This window comes from Nocardia transvalensis (genome assembly GCF_015477765.1).
GTDB classification, from domain to species: domain Bacteria; phylum Actinomycetota; class Actinomycetes; order Mycobacteriales; family Mycobacteriaceae; genus Nocardia; species Nocardia transvalensis_A.
Window position 1 is genome coordinate 277,588 of sequence record NZ_JADLQQ010000006.1, and the last position, 16,432, is coordinate 294,019.

Here is a 16,432-nt window from a genome sequence, read left to right on the forward strand (position 1 = left end):
TGGTCAAAGGGGGTGGGGTGGTTGGGGGGTGGTCGGGTGGCAGGGAGGCGGATACAGTGGTGTATCGAAGCTGAACTGCGGTCTGGAGGTCCCGATGGGCGGATACGACATCGTGGTGCGTGGGGGGTTGGTTTACGACGGGACGGGGGTGGCGCCGGTTCGCGCCGATGTGGGTATTGCGGGCGGGAAGGTGGCCGCGATCGGGATCGAGTTGCCCGAGGGGGAGCGCACGATCGATGCTGCGGGGAAGTGGGTGATGCCGGGGCTGATCGATGTGCACACCCATTACGACGCCGAGGTGTTGTTCGCGCCGGGGCTCGGGGAGTCGGCGCGGCACGGGGTCACCTCGGTGGTGATGGGCAACTGTTCGCTGTCGACGATCTATGCCGAGGCGGAGGACTGCGCGGATATGTTCGCGCGGGTGGAGGCGCTGCCGTGGGATGTCGTGCATGCCGCGGTGAAGGAGCATCGGGACTGGCGTGATCCGAAAAGCTATGTGGCGGCGCTGGACTCGAAGCCGCTCGGGGTGAATGTCGCTGCCTTTCTCGGACATTCCGATATCCGGGTGGCGGCGATGGGGCTGGCGCGCGCCTCGGATCGGCGGGCCCGCGCGACCCGGGGCGAGCTGCGCCAGATGGTGCAGATGCTCACCGATGCCCTCGATGCCGGGTTCGTCGGGCTGTCCACGATCCGCAGCTCCTTCTCCAAGCTGGAGGGCAAGCGCTATCCGGGGCGGCAACTGCCGTCCACCTACGCCCCGTGGGCGGAGTATCGGGCGCTCAATGATGTGCTGCGGCAGCATAATCGGGTCCACCAGAGCACTCCCAACCTGACGAGCCGGGCCGAGATGGCCCACTTCTTCCTGCAGAGCGCCACCCGCGGGCACGGCAAACCGCTCAAGACGACACTGATCTCCGCCGCCGACATCAAGGCCGACCGCACGGTGGTGCGGCTGGCGACAACCGTTGCGGCGCTGGCGAATCGATTCATCGGCGCCGACTTCCGGTGGCAGCATCTGCCGGTGCCGTTCGAGGTGTACGCCGACGGTGTCGATCTGGTGGTGTTCGAGGAGTTCGGGTCCGGTGTGGCCGCTCTGAATATCCGAGATCTGCTGCGCCGCCACGAATTTCTGAACGATCCCGACTTCCGCCGCGCGTTCCGCAAGGATATGGCCAAGAAGTTCGGCTCGCGGGTCTGGCACCGCGACCTCTACGACGCCGAGATCGTGGCCTGCCCCGACGCCTCGGTGGTGGGCCGCTCGTTCGGGCAGATCGCCGACGAGCGCGGCATTCTGGCGCCCGATGCGCTGCTGGATCTGGTGGTTGAGCACGGGTCGAAGCTGCGCTGGCGCACCACGATCGCCAACGACAGGGACGACGAGCTGAACCGGTTGGCGCGCTCGCCGCAGGTGCAGATCGGTTTCGCCGACTCCGGTGCGCACCTGCGCAATATGGCCTTCTACAACATGGGAATTCGGTTCCTGGAACGCGTGCACCGGGACGGGTTCATGCCCGTCGAGCGGGCGGTGAACCGGCTGACCGGTGAGCTCGCACACTGGTACGGCCTCGATACCGGGCGGATAGCGCCGGGTGCCCGCGCCGACATCGCCGTCATCGATCCGGCCGGATTCGACGGCTCCAGTGCGCAGTATCACGAGGCACCCATGCCCGGGACGGGCGTGAGCCGGATGGTCAATCGCAACGACGGTGCGGTGGCCGCGACTGTCGTCAACGGCACGCTGGTGTACGAAAAGGGTCAATTCGCAGAAGGTTTCGGCACCACGCTGCACGCGGGACGGTTCCTGCGGGCGGCGGGGTGATTGCGGCCGACTAGAGCCCCGCGGCCGATTTCGCTCGGGCGAGCACGTCTTCGATCATCGCCGGGGTCAACCGCCCGGTGAAGGTGTTCTGCTGGCTCACGTGGTAGCAGCCGAACAGCTGCAGCGGCGCGCGATCCGGCTGCGCGGGTTCGATCGAATACTGCACCCCGTGCCCGAACTTCGGGCGCGGTTTGGGCACCGCCCATCCAGCCTGCGTCAACGCCGGGAACAGCGACTGCCAGCCGAAGGCGCCGAGCGTGACGATCGCCCGCACGGTCGGTGCGAGCAGGCGGAGTTCGGCGGCGAGCCAGTGGCGGCAGATGTCGCGCTCGCCGGGAGTGGGTTTGTTGTCCGGCGGCGCACAGTGCACGGGCGCGGTCACCCGGGCGCCGAGCAGCCGCAAGCCGTCGTCGCGGGCGACGGCAGTGGGCTGGTTGGCCAGGCCGACCTGGTACATCGCCGCATACAGCACGTCACCGCTGCGATCGCCGGTGAACATGCGCCCGGTCCGGTTGCCGCCGTGGGCGGCCGGAGCCAACCCGACCAGCAGCAGCCGGGCATCGTCCGGTCCGTACCCGGGCACCGGCCGCCCCCAGTACGTCTCGCCGCGATAGGCGGCACGCTTGTCCCGCGCCACCTGCTCGCGCCAGGCGACCAGGCGGGGACAGGCACGGCAGTCGATCAGGGTCGCATCCATCTCGGCGAGCGTGCGGTATCCGCCCGGCCTCGATTCGCCCGCCGGTGCGGCCGGGCGGGCGCTCGATTCGTAGGCGGTCATCGGAACTCCGTTCTGTTCATCCGGGGCGTCCGGTTCCGAGTCTGCCCGGTTCGGGCGGCATCAAACGAGTGATCGATGCACTCCGTGCATCGATAGCTCCTCGTTTGCATCGATGTCTGCGCTGGGCTCGCCCGTTGGCCGGCGTGCCCGCTGAGCAGCCGGGCCCGCGGCGCGCGCGGCCCGCGCTCCGGCCGCAGTGAGGCCGGTCATAGTAGCCCCTGACAGAGTGGACGTGTCACCGATTTCTCACTCACCGGGTTGATAGCATGACCTTCCTGCAGGCCGGTAGGGCGCGAGGCAATCGAGAGAGTTTTCCATGCAGTTTGAGATCGTCGAGCGGGACGAGACGTGGGTGGCCGGTTTGCCGGTGCGAAGCCCGAAACGTGCGCTCGGAGAACTGCGTGATCACGATCTGGAGGCGGCGTGGGCCGCGGTGCTGCACCAGGAGCTCGGCGGCCCGCTGGCCTCGGCGTATACCGACCACTCGCCGGAGCTGAACACCTACAACACCCAGATCGTCGGCTACGAGTGCAAGTCCTTCGACGAGGTGACCCGCGGTCATATCGTGGCCCGGCTGCCGAAGGGCACCTATGCCCGCTTCTCCTCGGTGGGTAACTTCCCGCAGATCATGACCGACCTGTGGACCCAGATCGCCTACGCCGAGGAACACAAACAGATCAAACGCACCTTCACCGGCGATTACGAGTGTTACCCGCACGCCTACAAGATCGACCTCTACCTGGCGGTCGAGTTGTGATGACCTACTCGATCGTGGTGCGCGACGAGGCGATCTACGGCGGCCTGGTGGTGCCGCGGGTGCGCCCGAGCTTCAAGGTCAGCAACAGCGAGCTGATCGAATTCCTGCGCGACCGGCTGCGCGATCGCGGCGGCCCCGAGCGCCCGCTGTACACGGTGTACGTGCCCGATCCGGCCGGAAACTACAACGTGCTGGTGAGTTACGACTATCCGGCGGTCGACGCCGTCCCCGTCGGCGACGTCCTGATTCGGGTGCCCAAGGGCGTGTATGCCCGTTTCGAACCCAATGGCGACTATCACGATCCGGTAGAGGACGTCTGGGCCCAGGTCGACGATGCGACGGCCTCCGCCGAGATCACCCGCGCCTACCGTGAAGAGATCGAGATCTGGCGCGGCGCAGACCGCGTCGAACTGCTCATCTCCATCCTCGTCTAGATAGCTGCGCCGATAGCTATTGGATAACCAAGCAAGTACCAACCGGTCTTCCTGTTATCCCGGCTCGCCGCCACCATGGGCCTGACCTGGGAGAATTTCGGACCGCCCGGCCAGGTTTCGGGAGATTTGCCGGACATCTGGTCAATCTGGGTTGAATGACGGATACTGCCCTAGGTGACCACATCCCGACAGCGGCCCCAGCCCGGCCGTACCAGGGGTGGTCCGGTTAGTCGCGCGGCGCCGCGCAGCAACGGAGTAGGAACTGTATGACTGTCGAAGCCGTCGCAGTCGTCCCAACGGAGGGCGCGGATGCGTGTCTCCCGTGGTTTCGGGATGCACTGACAGAATGTGTTTTCCACGCCGCCACCCCAGCGGCGTCGCCGGTGCTGTGGCAGAAGTATCTCGACGGTGCCGTCGCCGCATACCGGCGTTATGGGATCGAGCATGTCCTGGAGTACGACACGATCGCCGACGGCGCCTCGACCTCGTTGTTTTTCGTCGTGACGGATTGCTCGGGCGAGGTCGTGGCCGGTGTTCGCGCGCAGGGACCGTACACCGATGCCGAACAGGCGCATGCCCTTGCGGAATGGCGTGGATGTGTCGGCCGACTGGCTTTGCGGCAAATGATCGCCGATCGGATAACCATGGGCGTGGTCGAACTCAAGGGCTGGTGGGTAGAGCGCAATACGCCGCTTCGTTCGCAGGTGGCCGACGCCGCCGCACGGTGTGCCCTGCATATTCCGCTGCTGCTGGGGGCCCGCTATTCTTTCGCCACGGTGGCATCCTTCGCTGTGGATCGGCACCGGTCGAGCGGCGCCCGGGTAGCGGAGCACATCCCTGCCGCGCCGTACCCGGACGATCGCTACCGAACCGTTCCGATCTGGTGGGATGCCTGGACCTACCGCACGCAGATGGCTGCGGGGCAGGTATCTCTTGTGGAAACCGAGCAGCGTGCGCTACGCGCAACGGCCGGATGTTTCCGACTTCCTGGGCTCATGGACGTACGGACGGCGGAGGCTCGGCGTCGGAATGGACGATGAGGTCGACTCGAGGCTCGCATACCGCCCGATAATTCTCGATGCGGCCGCCCCCGCGGACTCGGCAGCTCTCGCGAGGTTGCGGGAGGATACACAAATCGAGGTCGTCGACATGCGTGCGGCGATACGGGCCGAATTCGACCGGTTGGTGGATCCGCCCTTCGCCCCGGAGGGCCCGGAGTCGCAGCGATGGGTCTACTACCCGTGGCGCCGCACCATAGTCGGCCTTCCGGGAGAACGGACCTATCGTGCCGTCCGGTTGGACCGGAACCGAAACAAGCTCACCCGCGCCGAGCAGGATCAACTGCGCAATGTGGTGGTCGGGGTCGTCGGGCTGAGTGTGGGGCACGCAATCGCGTACACGCTCGCCTTGGAGGGGGTTTGCGGGCGGATACGATTGGCGGATCCGGACGATATCGAATTGTCCAATCTGAACAGGGTTCCCGCTACGGTGTTCGACCTTGCCGTGAACAAGGCGGTGGTGGCTGCTCGTCGAATTGCCGAACTCGACCCGTACCTGCCCGTGGAAGTGCTGCAAACGGGCGTGGATTCACAATCGCTGGACGCCTTCCTCGATGGTCTGTCGATCGTGATCGAGGAGTGTGATTCGTTCGATATCAAGCTCGCGATTCGTGAAGGGGCCCGCCGCCGACGACTCCCGCTCATCATGGAAACGAGCGACCGCGGATTGCTGGACGTCGAACGCTACGACCTCGATTGCGGTCGGCAGCCCTTTCATGGCCTGCTCGGTGCCGTCGATGCCGCGAAATTGCGTGGATTGTCGACCGGCGAGCAGGCTCCGTATGTCCTCGAGATCCTGCAGGGCGATCAGCTGTCGGCCCGTGGCGCGGCCAGCATCGTCGAGGTCGGAGAGAAGCTGTCGAGCTGGCCGCAGCTGGGTGGGGAGGTCATGCTCGGTGGTGCGACGGTTGCGGCCACAGTGCGCAGGATCGGTTTGGGGGTGAAAGTGCCGTCCGGGCGCACTCGGGTGGATGTGGAAGCTCATCTCGACGCCCTGGCCGAACCGGCGCCACCGCGCGAGCTGATCTGGGACGATGACGATGACGACAGCAGCGGCGGCGATCCGCTCGGCGCCGTTCTCGACTGTGCTCAGCGGGCTCCGTCGGGGGGCAACTCGCAGCCGTGGTCTCTGGTCAAGAGGGGTGACACGATCTGTATCGAGCTAGTGCCGGAACGTTCGTCCGCGATGGACTTCTGCTACCGGGCCAGCGCCGTGTCGGTCGGGGCCGCTCTCTACAACGCGCGGGTGGCCGCCGCCTCCCACGGCCTTCTCGGTGAGTACCGGTTCATCGAGGACGACACGGTACCGCTCTGTGCCGAACTACGGCTCGGTAACGGCGCCGATCCGGCCCTGGCCGCGGAGTACCCGGCCGTCCTCGCCCGGGAGACCAATCGCAACCACGGCAACGGCGCGACCATACCGAAGACCGTCGTGGCGGCGCTCACGGCGGCGGCCGAGGCGGAAGGGGCCCGATTGCGGCTGGTAACGCGTCGCTCCGATATCGAAACGGCAGCCGACCTCCTCGGCGAGTCGGAGCGCATCCGATTTCTGACCCCGCAACTGCATGAGCAGATGCTGGCAGAACTACGGTGGCCCGAGGACGACCCGCACGTCGGTATCGATGTTCGCAGCCTGGAGCTGTCCCCGAGCGAACTCACCGCATTCGAACTGGGGAGCCGGGCTGATGTGATGGCCCAGCTTCGATCGTGGTCGGGGGGCGCAGCGCTGGGCCGTTACCTCCGTGATCGGGTCCGGTCCAGCTCTGCTGTGGCCGTCGTGACATTCGTCGACCCCTCGGTCTCGCGAAGTGCCAGTTTGTCGGCTTATGCTCGGTCAGGTGCTGCGGTCGAGCGCGTGTGGGCCGCGGCTCAGCGGTTCGGACTGGCTGTGCAACCGGTATCTCCGGTGTTTCTGTACACGCTGTGTCCGGAGGAGCTGAACGAGATTTCCCCGGAGTTCGCCGATACACTAGCGTCACTTCGGGGCAGGTTCCTGGACCTACTGGAAGTGCCTGTGGAAGAGACCATGGCGTTGGTGCTCCGCCTGAGCTATGCCACCGGTGCGTCGGTCCGCAGCAGGCGAATTCCGGTGCCGGGCACGAGGCCCCGCAGCTGACGCGATCGGAGACAAAGTGCCTCGGCGGACACTTGACTCACTGGTAACGCAGGTTGCCTCGGAGTTGATGGGCGTCGACGCCACCACGATGGTGGCGGCGACGGAACGCGTGCTGGCGAGTCTTGTCGAGCACTTCGATGTCGACTTCTGCTATCTGCGCCATACCGACCGCGAGCGCCGTGCGACCATCCTCATCGCCGAATGGCCGCATCGTCCGTTCGTTCCCGATCCCGACCCGCTTCGAGTCGTGTACTTCGATCAAGCGGACTCGGCGTTTCGAACGGCCGAATACGCCACTGAACCGACGATCATTCGGCCGGGCCCGAAATACGCCGACTATCAGGACACCGTTCGGCGGGCGTCAGGTTTCGGGGAAGTGACCTCGGCCGCGGTACCCCTGCTGTCACGTGGCGAGCCGATCGGCCTGCTCGGCTTCATCAAACACGGCGACCGTGAGTGGAGCACTCGAGAACTCAACGTGCTCAAGGCAATTGCCACCCTCTTCGCCCAGCTCCAAGCGCGCGTCGAGGCGGAGGAACGGCTGCGGTATATCGCCATGCACGACGATTTGACCGGGTTGGCGAACCGGCGGGCGCTGCTCGAGCATATGGAGGACAGGTTGGCGCCCGGCAGCTCCGGCCCGGTGGCGACGTTCTTCCTGGATCTGGATCGGCTGAAGGCGCTCAACGACTTTCTCGGGCACACCGCGGGGGACAACTTCATCCGGACACTGTCCGAACGGCTGCGTGAGAACCTCGATCCGACCGACATGATCGCCCGCCTCGGCGGCGACGAATTCGTCATCGTGCCCGCGAAGCCGATGGACGCGGTGGCCGCGGAATTCGAGGCCACACGCCTGCAGCAGCTCATCGGGCAGCGCGTCATGGTCGGCGGCGAATCGGTCAGCCGCGGAGTGAGTATCGGTGTCGCGCTGGGTGTTCCCGGTGAGACCACGGTCGCTGACGTCCTGCGCCGAGCCGACCATGCGCTGCTGTCGGCGAAGTCCGGTGGGGGAAACGGCGTGGCCGTGTTCACTGATGCCATGCGCGCTCAGTTCGAGTTGCAGGACGATGTCGAACTCAATCTGCGCGGAGCGGTGCACGACGGTTCGCTCCTGCTGCATTATCAGCCCGAAGTGGACCTGCGGACCGGGCGTGTGGTGGCCCTGGAGGCTTTGGTGCGGTGGCAGCATCCGACGCGTGGGCTGTTACCGCCCGGTGCGTTCGTGGGCGTCGCGGAGGCCACCAACCTGGCAGGCGAACTGGGCCGCTGGGTCATACGCACCGCCTGCGCGCAATTCGCCGACTGGCGTCGGCGAGGACTGGCTACCAATGTTGTCATCCGGATCAATGTTTCTCCGGTACAGCTGGTGAGTCTCGACTTCGTCGAGTCGATCGAGGAGATCCTGCGCCAGTACGAGATCGACGGCAGTTCGGTGTGTCTGGAGATCACCGAACACGTTGTCGTCCAAGACCTCGCGCGGACCCAGGTGACGCTGAGGGGCCTCAAGCGGATGGGTGTGCAGATCGCCATCGACGACTTCGGCACCGGCTACAGTTCGCTGTCGCATCTGAAGGCGCTGCCTGTCGATGCCGTAAAGATCGATCGCGGTTTCGTTCAGCGGCTCGGGGTGAGCACCGACGATCTGGCGATCGTGAAGTCGATAGTCGGCTTGGCCGGTTCGTTCGGGCTGGGGGTGGTCGGCGAAGGCGTCGAGACAGCGGTCGCGGCCCGCACCTTGGTCGGACTGGGTTGCTATCGCGCACAAGGATTTCTGATTTCCCGCCCGCTACCGGCCGAGGAGGTCGAGCAGCATCTCACGGCCGGGCGGATCCCCTTGGACCTGGAGTTACCGAAGGTGTCCCGGGGCACGTTCAGGGGTTGATCGGACGCTATGTCCGAATCCGATTGGATGGTCGTCGAAACACTCGGCCTGCCGGATCAACCGACCCTGGTCGCCGACGGGGCCCACCTTCGGCAGTGGAGCAGCCTCGTGCGGGCGCGCAGACAGGCCGGGGCGTCGATCCCGGGATGCATCGTCCAGGTGGTTCGGCGTTGTGTGGATTCGGCGGTCGTCGAAATCGAGACCGCGCCGGAAGGCATGCGGGTGGTCGGTGTGCCGATCATCTGTGCTTTCGGTTCCGTACACGGGGTGCAGGTATGGGTGGGGCCGGCGGGTCGACCACAACCACCGCAGCGTCGGGTGGCTTGCTGGGATTGGGATACCGGCACGGAACTGGCCTTCCACGGGCCCGGACTGGAGGAGCTGGTATTCGCGAGGGCGCCGGACGAGGTGGGGGTGGTCCGCACGCCGCCGGAGGCGTTCGGGCGGATGGTTCGATTCGACGGCCGCCTGGACTACCTCGAAATGGCGGCGCGAGCCGTACCCGGAAGCTGCTGGCAGGGCGTGGTCGACATGATCGGCGACGACAATCGCGTGCGCACCTTCCAGATGATCACTCGCGTGAATCACGGTGAACAGCGGATGGTTCGCGCGATCATGCATGAGCTCAGTGACGACAGGACGCCGGAACCGGCGCTGGACATCGCACTGGTGCGTGCGGTGTCACGGCCGATGGGCTATGGCCTCGGCTTCGTCGAATTGCTTCTCTCCCTGATCTACGAATGGACGCGCGAACCGCCCCCGCCCTTGCACCGTTGGGCCACCGAACGGCCGGAAGTGCACCCCGACGATCACGCCGAATTCCGTACCGCGTGTTCGAAGGTGTACCGCGGCTCTCCCGGCGATCTGCGGCAGGAGATCGCCATGCGGGTGCGTTTCCGCGGGACCGACTGGATACCCGTGCGCGCCGAGATCTCCCTCATCCCCGGCCAGCACCCCCACGGACTCATCTGCGTCCGCCACGACCCGGCCGGTTAGCCGAACTTCCACGTCTGTTCATGCCCCGTTGACCTGTGTGGCTGCGCGCACCGGGACGATCGGCGCGTGCGCATCGTTCAGCTGGCGAACTTCTACGGTCCGCGGTCTGGGGGACTTCGCACCGCGTTGCATCATTTGGGGGCGGGGTATGTGTCGGCGGGGCATGAGGTGGTGTTGATTGTGCCCGGGGCGCGGCGGTCGGAGGAGGTGTTGGCTACCGGGGTGGTGCGGGTTACCGTGCCGGCGTTGGCGATTCCGTGGACCGGGGGGTATCGGGCGGCGGATCCGCGGCGGGTGGCCGATGTGCTGGTGGGGTTGCGGCCGGATGCGCTCGAGGTGTCGGATCGGCTGACGTTGCGGGGTTTCGGGCGGTGGGCGCGGCGGCGCGACGTGGCGGGGGTGATGATCTCGCACGAGCGGCTGGATCGACTGCTCGGGCAGGTGCTGCCCGGGCCGATGGCGCGCCGCGCGGCCGATGCGGCGAATCGGCGGACCGCTGCGGATTACGACATCGTCGTGTGCACAACCGAATTCGCGCGCGCCGAATTCCAGCGCATCGATGTGTCCAATGTGGCGCTGGTGCCGTTGGGGGTGGATTTGGACATGTTCACCCCGCGCCGCCGCGACGGACGGCTGCGCGCCGAACTCGGCGGCACCCGGTACCCGCTGCTGGTGCACTGCGGGCGGCTGTCGGTGGAGAAGCGCGTGGACCGCAGCATCGAGGCCGTCGACGCGCTGCGCCGCGACGGTGTGGATGCGCGGCTGATCGTGGTCGGTGACGGGCCGCGCCGCGACGCCCTGCAGCGGCGTGCCCGCGCGCTCGCGCCGCTGCGCGACGGGCGGCCCGCGGTGCACTTCACCGGATTCGTCGACGACCGCACGCGGTTGGCGACGCTGTTGGCGAGCGCGGATGTGTCGCTGGCACCCGGACCGCACGAGACCTTCGGGCTGGCAGCGCTGGAGGCGCTGGCGGCGGGCACCCCGGTGGTCGCCAGCTGCTCTTCGGCGCTGGCCGATATCGTGACCGCGGAGTGCGGGGCGGTCGCGGCCAATCATCCGACGGCCTTCGCTCAGGCCGTCACCGATGTGCTCGCGCTGCCCACCGCGCAGCGTCGGCGCGCCGCACGTCACCGGGCCGAACAGTTCACCTGGCCCACCGCCGTTTCCCGCATGCTGGCGGTCCTGAGCGGACGCTGAGTGCCCCCGGTTCCGAACCCGAATGGGCCGCAACCCGTATGCTCCTCGGCAGCACAGGAATACATCAGGGCGCCGGAGCCACCCGAGCTCGGTGCCGCCGGACAGCATTCGAGGAACGGCGTGCGCGATCGCTTGAAATCCGTCAGTGGCAAGAAGACCCTGGTCACGGGCGCGGCCAGTGGGATCGGGCGCGCGACCGCGATCGCGGCGGCGCGCGCCGGTGCCGAACTGGTGCTGACCGATATCGATGCCGACGGCCTGGCCGAGACGGTCGAGACCATCGGCCGCGACGGCGGCAAGGTGCTGCTGTCGCAGGCGCTCGATATCAGCGACTACGAGGCCGTGACGGCGTTCGCCCGCGAGGTGCACGACCGGCACGGCAGCCTCGACGTCGTGATGAACGTCGCCGGTGTGTCGGCGTGGGGCACGGTGGAGAACCTGGAACACCGGCACTGGCGGCGGATGGTCGACGTCAACCTGATGGGCCCGATCCACGTCATCGAGAACTTCGTGCCGCCCATGATCAAGGCCGGGCGCGGCGGGGCACTGGTGAACGTGTCGTCGGCGGCCGCGCTGCTCGCGTTCCCGTGGCACGGCGCCTACAGCGCGAGCAAGTTCGGGCTGCGCGGGCTGTCGGAGGTGCTGCGGTTCGATCTGGAGCGCCACGGCATCACCGTGCATCTGGTGGTGCCGGGCGCGGTGAACACCCACCTGGTCCAGACCGTGGAGATCGCCGGTGTCGACCGCGAGGATCCGCGGATTCAGCGCTACGTCAAGCGTTTTCAAACCCACGCCGCGCCGCCGGAGAAGGTGGCCCAGCAGATTCTGCGCGGTATCGAGAAGAACCGCTTCCTCGTCCACACCTCCTTCGAGGTCCGCTTCGGGTACTGGTGGGCCCGAAAGTTCGCCTGGCCCTACGAATTCGTCATGCGCAGGGCCAACGACCTGTTCGACACGTTCCTGCGCTGAGGATCAGCAGCTTTCGGCGAGTTGCTCGGTGGCGGGCTCGGCGCACGACTGGCCGTCGGAGTCTGTTCCGCAGTTGATGTTCACGTCCAGGACGCGGGCGCCCGGGCCCTCCTCGCCGAGTTTGTCGTGCCAGTTGGCGATGCGGCAGCTGGCCAGGGACAGGCAGCCGCAGCCGATGCAGCCGGTGAGGCTGTCGCGCAGGCGGGTCAGCTGCTCGATACGCTGATCGAGATCGGCGCGCCAGACCGTGGACAGCCGTTCCCAATCCTTGCGATTGGGGGTGCGGCCCTCGGGCAGGGTGTCGAGGGCCTTGCGGATCTCGCTGAGGGGGATGCCGACGCGCTGGGAGATGCGGATGAACGCGACCCGGCGCAGCGTCTCACGCGAGTAGCGGCGCTGGTTGCCGCTGGTGCGGCGGCTGGAGATGAGACCCTCGCGCTCGTAGAAGTGCAGCGCCGACACCGCGACTCCGCTGCGTTCGGACAATTGCCCTGGGGTGAGCTCCTTGGCCTGCCACGTCCTGTGCTGCATAATCTAAACAATACTTCAGGTTTTACCGTCGTTTCGCCCATTCGGAAGAACTCGGGATGCGGCGGTGCCATTCCCGGCCGGGTCGCGGACGCCCAGCGAATTCCGTGCCAATGCGGCTGCCGACCGTTACGGTCGAACTCATGGAAACAGAGGCTGTGCCGCCGGCGCGACCGTTTTCCGTGACAAGCGAGGTCGGCACGCTCCGGACGGTGCTGTTGCACCGCCCCGGCGACGAGTTGCGCCGGCTCACCCCGAGAAACAACGACCAGCTGCTCTTCGACGGTATCCCGTGGGTCGAGCGCGCACAGCAGGAACACGATGTATTCGCCGATGTCCTGCGCGGGCGCGGCGTGGAGGTGCTGCTGCTGCGGGATCTGCTGGTGCAGACGCTGGCCGTGAGCCGGCCCGGCCGCAGCATGGGAATCACCGCGGCGGTCGACGCGCGCCGCATCGGACACGGGCTGGCCGAGGACCTCAAGGCCTATCTGCGCGGGGTGCCGCCGGAGGACCTGGCGCAGATCCTCATGGCCGGGATGACCTTCGACGAGCTGCCGTTCGGCCCCGACGCCACCTCCCTGGTGCGGCGCATGCATCACGGCACGGACTTCGTCATCGATCCGCTGCCCAATCTGCTGTTCACCCGCGACTCGTCGTTCTGGGTCGGCCCGAAGGTGGCGATCACGTCGCTGGCGCTGCCGGCGCGGGCGCGCGAGACCTCGCTCACCGATCTCGTCTACGCCTTCCACCCGCGCTTCCTCGGCGTGCGGCGGGCCTACGAATCGCATACCGCACCGATGGAGGGCGGTGACGTGCTGCTGCTGGCGCCCGGTGTGGTGGCGATCGGGGTCGGCGAGCGGACCTCCCCGGCCGGTGCGGAAGCGTTGGCGCGCAGCCTGTTCGAGGACAATCTGGCGCATGCCGTCCTGGTGGTGCCGATCGCGCAGAACCGCGCCACCATGCATCTGGACACCGTCTGCACCATGGTCGACACCGATGCCGTCGTGATGTACCCGGCGGTGCAGGATTCCCTGTGCGCCTTCACCATCCGCAAGGAGGGCGAGGGCGCGGTGAGTATGCGCGGTCCGGATCCGTTCCTGCCGGCCGCGGCCGACGCGATGGGCATCGACAAGCTGCGGATCATCGACACCGGGCTGGACGGGGTCACTGCCGAACGGGAACAGTGGGACGACGGAAACAACACCCTGGCACTGGCGCCGGGGGTTGTGGTCGCCTACGAACGCAACGAGAACACGAACGCACGGTTGGCGGATGCGGGCATCGAGGTGCTCACCATTCCGGGCTCCGAACTGGGCTCCGGCCGGGGTGGTCCCCGCTGCCTGTCCTGCCCGCTGTCGCGGGACGAGATGTGAGACGCCGATGCTGGACATTCCGGTCGACCACCATTCGACGGTTCCGCCGTACGAGCAGTTGCGGCAGGGCATCATCGCCCGGGTGCGGTCCGGCGACCTGACGGCCGGGACCAAGATACCCACGGTCCGGGCGCTGGCGGCCCAACTCGGGCTGGCTCCCAACACCGTCGCCCGCGCCTATCGCGAACTGGAACAAGACGGGGTGCTCGAGACCCGCGGCCGCCTGGGTTCGTTCATCGCCTCCTCCGGCGACCCGACCCGCGACGCCGCCGGTCGCGCGGCCACCGAATACGTCGCGGTCATCCGCCGCCTCGGCCTGGACGACGAGGCGGCCGTGCAGTACGTCCGCGCGGCCCTCAGCGAGTAGGGAATAAAGAAGGCCGCGCGCCTTGGGGGATAGTCCTCCGCGACCTCGCAGGCGATCTGCCTCCGAGCTCGCAGTAGATAGCTGCCAGAGGAAGGCGCGATGCCCTGTGCCCCGGCGCTGGGGCACAGGGGTACAGGAACAAAGGAGGTCGCGCGCCTGAGGGATAGTCCTCCGTGCGATTCCCGGCGAAGCCGGGCCCCGCGGGCATCTCGTCATTGCCCGGCGAAGGCGGGGGTCGGGGGTGGGGGAGGGTGGGCGTGGGGTGTGATGGAGGGGTAGTGGCGGAGGTTGGTGGACAGGAGCGGGATGAGCGAGCAGTCGGGGCGGCTGGTGCTGGCGGCGACGCCGATGGGGGATGTGGGGGATGCGTCGCAGCGGTTGCGGGAGGCGCTGGGGGCGGCGCAGGTGGTGGCGGCCGAGGACACGCGGCGTACGCGGGCGTTGGCGAAGGCGCTGGGGGTGGAGATCACCGGGCGTGTGGTGAGTTTCTACGATCACGTCGAGACGGCCCGGATACCCGCACTGCTGGACGAGATCGAGGCCGGGCAGACCGTGCTGCTGGTGACCGATGCGGGCATGCCGTCGGTCAGCGATCCGGGTTACCGCTTGGTGGCCGCCTGTGTGGACCGCGGGCTGGCGGTGACGTGTCTGCCCGGGCCGTCGGCGGTGACCACCGCGCTCGCCCTGTCCGGCCTGCCGATGGAACGGTTCTGCTTCGACGGCTTCGCGCCGCGCAAGTCCGGACAGCGCAAGGAATGGCTGCGCACCCTCGTTGCCGAACCGCGGGCCGTGGTCTTCTTCGAGGCGCCGCACCGGCTGGCCGACTGCCTCGCCGATGCGGTGCAGGTGCTGGGTCCGGACCGGCGCGGGGCGGTCTGCCGGGAACTGACCAAGACCTACGAGGAGGTCGTGCGCGGCACCCTGGCCGAACTGGCCGCTTGGGCCGCCGACGGCGCCCGCGGTGAGATCACGGTGGTTCTTGAAGGGGCCCAACCGATTTCGGCCGACCCCGCCGACCTGGTCGATGAGGTGGAAGCGCTGGTCGCCGAAGGCATCCGCCTGAAGGACGCCTGCGCTCAGGTCGCCGCCACCACCGGAGCGTCCCGCCGCGAACTCTACGACGCAGTCCTAGCGGCCCGCGACTGATATCCGGGCCGACAATCTTGTGGCACAAGGGCTTTCCCCGCGCACGACGATTCTTCGTCCAGGGTTACGGACACGTTTTCGACGATCGGAGTACGGCCGAGCGAGGGGCCGACGCCCTGATACTCCGGTGCGACTCGCTTGGATACTCGGGAGTGAGGCGGTTGGCGATCGGAATCCCATAGCTTGAGGGCCATGGATTCGAGTGTTGTCGAGGGTTCCGCGGCCCGGGTGCAGAAAAGCATGTTGCCGGTCGCGATCTACGTGGTGTCGGCGTTCCTCATCTCGGCTCTGTTACTCGGGGTGCAATCGGTGTCGGGGCTGGATCCGGCGGCGCTGACGCTGCCGCAGTTCGGCCCCGCGGTGGCGGCGGCGTGCACGCTCCTGATGTTCGGGGCCTTGCGAGCCCGGCTTTCCAATCACGCGACCGCGGTGGCCCCGCGGCGGGTCGGCGCGGATCTGATCATGATGCTCGTCGGATGCACGCTGATGGGTGCGGTCGTGCTGGCCGGTCTGTGGTGGGACGGGACACGTCTGCTCGGCCCCCAGGCGGTGGGCAGCGTGCCGTTCGTGGTGTTCCTGGTGTTGCAGCTGGTGGGTGCCGCGGGGGAGGAGATCGGCTGGCGCGGTTTCATGCAGCCGGTGCTGGAGACCCGTTTCGGCCGGTTGGCCGCGGTGTTGATGACCGGCTTCGTCTGGGCGTTGTGGCATGTGCAGGCCTTCGCGCAGGGAGCGGTGGTGGCGGTGTCGTTCCTCGTCTCCGTCCTCGGCTTCGCCGTCGTGCTCGGCTATTCCACCAACGGCAGTGTGCCCCAACGGATTCTCGTCGCGACGATCGGCCACTGGATTATCAACGTCGGCCTGTACGTGGCCGTCGGCGACGACACCCACAGCAGCCCGCAGATCATCTACACGGCGGTCGGCGCTGTCGTCGCCGCGGCCGTCGTTCTCACGCTGCAGACCCTCGCGCGCAAGGGCCGGCCCGTTCCAGCGCCTCGGGCCGCGCGCTAGG

At 67.4% G+C, this 16,432-nt stretch carries 15 protein-coding genes; 13 read left to right on the forward strand and 2 right to left on the reverse strand.

The window, feature by feature from the left end:
- The first annotated feature begins 94 nt into the window (after positions 1-94).
- Entirely contained in the window at positions 95-1,819 is a 1,725-nt protein-coding gene (locus IU452_RS19275) for an N-acyl-D-amino-acid deacylase family protein (protein ID WP_195110479.1), read from the forward strand.
- Between the two features lie 10 nt (positions 1,820-1,829).
- On the opposite strand, the gene IU452_RS19280 is transcribed toward IU452_RS19275, so the two are convergent.
- The gene (locus tag IU452_RS19280; protein WP_228818372.1) at positions 1,830-2,516 is read right to left on the reverse strand and encodes a uracil-DNA glycosylase; all 687 of its coding nucleotides are present in this window, start codon (positions 2,514-2,516) and stop codon (positions 1,830-1,832) included.
- 397 nt (positions 2,517-2,913) lie between these two features.
- Here IU452_RS19280 and IU452_RS19285 point away from each other — a divergent pair, with 397 nt between their 5' ends.
- The 8 genes from IU452_RS19285 to IU452_RS19320 all read left to right on the forward strand — a co-directional run bounded on the left by IU452_RS19285 (position 2,914) and on the right by IU452_RS19320 (position 12,009).
- Complete coding sequence (locus IU452_RS19285; RefSeq protein WP_195110481.1) at positions 2,914-3,354, forward strand: GyrI-like domain-containing protein; 441 nt, start codon at positions 2,914-2,916, stop codon at positions 3,352-3,354.
- A complete protein-coding gene (locus IU452_RS19290; RefSeq protein WP_195110482.1) occupies positions 3,354-3,788 on the forward strand; it encodes an effector binding domain-containing protein in 435 nt (144 codons plus the stop codon). Before IU452_RS19285 ends, IU452_RS19290 begins: the two co-directional genes overlap by 1 nt.
- A 383-nt stretch (positions 3,789-4,171) precedes the next feature.
- Positions 4,172-4,828: a hypothetical protein gene (locus IU452_RS19295; RefSeq protein WP_195110483.1), complete on the forward strand. Its 657-nt coding sequence runs from the start codon at positions 4,172-4,174 to the stop codon at positions 4,826-4,828.
- Positions 4,818-6,962, forward strand: coding sequence for an Rv1355c family protein (locus tag IU452_RS19300; protein ID WP_195110484.1), 2,145 nt, complete (start codon positions 4,818-4,820; stop codon positions 6,960-6,962). Before IU452_RS19295 ends, IU452_RS19300 begins: the two co-directional genes overlap by 11 nt.
- A gap of 67 nt (positions 6,963-7,029) precedes the next feature.
- Positions 7,030-8,847 carry a putative bifunctional diguanylate cyclase/phosphodiesterase gene (locus tag IU452_RS19305; RefSeq protein ID WP_228818248.1) on the forward strand — a complete coding sequence of 606 codons (1,818 nt, stop codon included), beginning with the start codon at positions 7,030-7,032 and terminating at the stop codon, positions 8,845-8,847.
- Positions 8,848-8,856: 9 nt separating this feature from the next.
- On the forward strand, positions 8,857-9,843 hold the full coding sequence (locus tag IU452_RS19310; RefSeq protein WP_195110486.1) for a GAF domain-containing protein: 987 nt from the start codon (positions 8,857-8,859) through the stop codon (positions 9,841-9,843).
- A gap of 66 nt (positions 9,844-9,909) precedes the next feature.
- Positions 9,910-11,040, forward strand: a complete 1,131-nt coding sequence (locus IU452_RS19315) for a glycosyltransferase (protein WP_195110487.1) — start codon at positions 9,910-9,912, stop codon at positions 11,038-11,040.
- A gap of 120 nt (positions 11,041-11,160) precedes the next feature.
- The gene (locus tag IU452_RS19320) at positions 11,161-12,009 is read left to right on the forward strand and encodes an SDR family oxidoreductase (RefSeq protein ID WP_195110488.1); all 849 of its coding nucleotides are present in this window, start codon (positions 11,161-11,163) and stop codon (positions 12,007-12,009) included.
- A gap of 3 nt (positions 12,010-12,012) precedes the next feature.
- Here IU452_RS19320 and soxR read toward each other — a convergent pair whose 3' ends face one another.
- Positions 12,013-12,540, reverse strand: a complete 528-nt coding sequence (gene soxR / locus IU452_RS19325; protein ID WP_195110489.1) for a redox-sensitive transcriptional activator SoxR — start codon at positions 12,538-12,540, stop codon at positions 12,013-12,015.
- 140 nt (positions 12,541-12,680) lie between these two features.
- Here soxR and arcA point away from each other — a divergent pair, with 140 nt between their 5' ends.
- The 4 genes from arcA to IU452_RS19345 all read left to right on the forward strand — a co-directional run bounded on the left by arcA (position 12,681) and on the right by IU452_RS19345 (position 16,431).
- The gene (gene arcA / locus IU452_RS19330; RefSeq protein WP_195110490.1) at positions 12,681-13,910 is read left to right on the forward strand and encodes an arginine deiminase; all 1,230 of its coding nucleotides are present in this window, start codon (positions 12,681-12,683) and stop codon (positions 13,908-13,910) included.
- Positions 13,911-13,917: 7 nt separating this feature from the next.
- Positions 13,918-14,277, forward strand: coding sequence for a GntR family transcriptional regulator (locus IU452_RS19335; protein WP_195110491.1), 360 nt, complete (start codon positions 13,918-13,920; stop codon positions 14,275-14,277).
- Between the two features lie 306 nt (positions 14,278-14,583).
- A complete protein-coding gene (gene rsmI / locus IU452_RS19340; RefSeq protein WP_195110492.1) occupies positions 14,584-15,423 on the forward strand; it encodes a 16S rRNA (cytidine(1402)-2'-O)-methyltransferase in 840 nt (279 codons plus the stop codon).
- Positions 15,424-15,615: 192 nt separating this feature from the next.
- A complete protein-coding gene (locus tag IU452_RS19345; protein ID WP_195110493.1) occupies positions 15,616-16,431 on the forward strand; it encodes a CPBP family intramembrane glutamic endopeptidase in 816 nt (271 codons plus the stop codon).
- Position 16,432 lies beyond the last annotated feature (1 nt).

Bases quoted from the DNA above. Each gene is read 5' to 3' on its own strand.
- IU452_RS19335 (WP_195110491.1), top strand. From the start codon at position 13,918: ATGCTGGACATTCCGGTCGACCACCATTCGACGGTTCCGCCGTACGAG.
- rsmI (WP_195110492.1), top strand. From the start codon at position 14,584: ATGAGCGAGCAGTCGGGGCGGCTGGTGCTGGCGGCGACGCCGATGGGG.
- IU452_RS19345 (WP_195110493.1), top strand. From the start codon at position 15,616: ATGGATTCGAGTGTTGTCGAGGGTTCCGCGGCCCGGGTGCAGAAAAGC.
- IU452_RS19280 (WP_228818372.1), bottom strand. From the start codon at position 2,516: ATGGATGCGACCCTGATCGACTGCCGTGCCTGTCCCCGCCTGGTCGCC.
- IU452_RS19290 (WP_195110482.1), top strand. From the start codon at position 3,354: ATGACCTACTCGATCGTGGTGCGCGACGAGGCGATCTACGGCGGCCTG.
- soxR (WP_195110489.1), bottom strand. From the start codon at position 12,540: ATGCAGCACAGGACGTGGCAGGCCAAGGAGCTCACCCCAGGGCAATTG.
- IU452_RS19285 (WP_195110481.1), top strand. From the start codon at position 2,914: ATGCAGTTTGAGATCGTCGAGCGGGACGAGACGTGGGTGGCCGGTTTG.
- IU452_RS19300 (WP_195110484.1), top strand. From the start codon at position 4,818: ATGGACGATGAGGTCGACTCGAGGCTCGCATACCGCCCGATAATTCTC.
- arcA (WP_195110490.1), top strand. From the start codon at position 12,681: ATGGAAACAGAGGCTGTGCCGCCGGCGCGACCGTTTTCCGTGACAAGC.
- IU452_RS19275 (WP_195110479.1), top strand. From the start codon at position 95: ATGGGCGGATACGACATCGTGGTGCGTGGGGGGTTGGTTTACGACGGG.
- IU452_RS19310 (WP_195110486.1), top strand. From the start codon at position 8,857: ATGTCCGAATCCGATTGGATGGTCGTCGAAACACTCGGCCTGCCGGAT.
- IU452_RS19305 (WP_228818248.1), top strand. From the start codon at position 7,030: ATGGGCGTCGACGCCACCACGATGGTGGCGGCGACGGAACGCGTGCTG.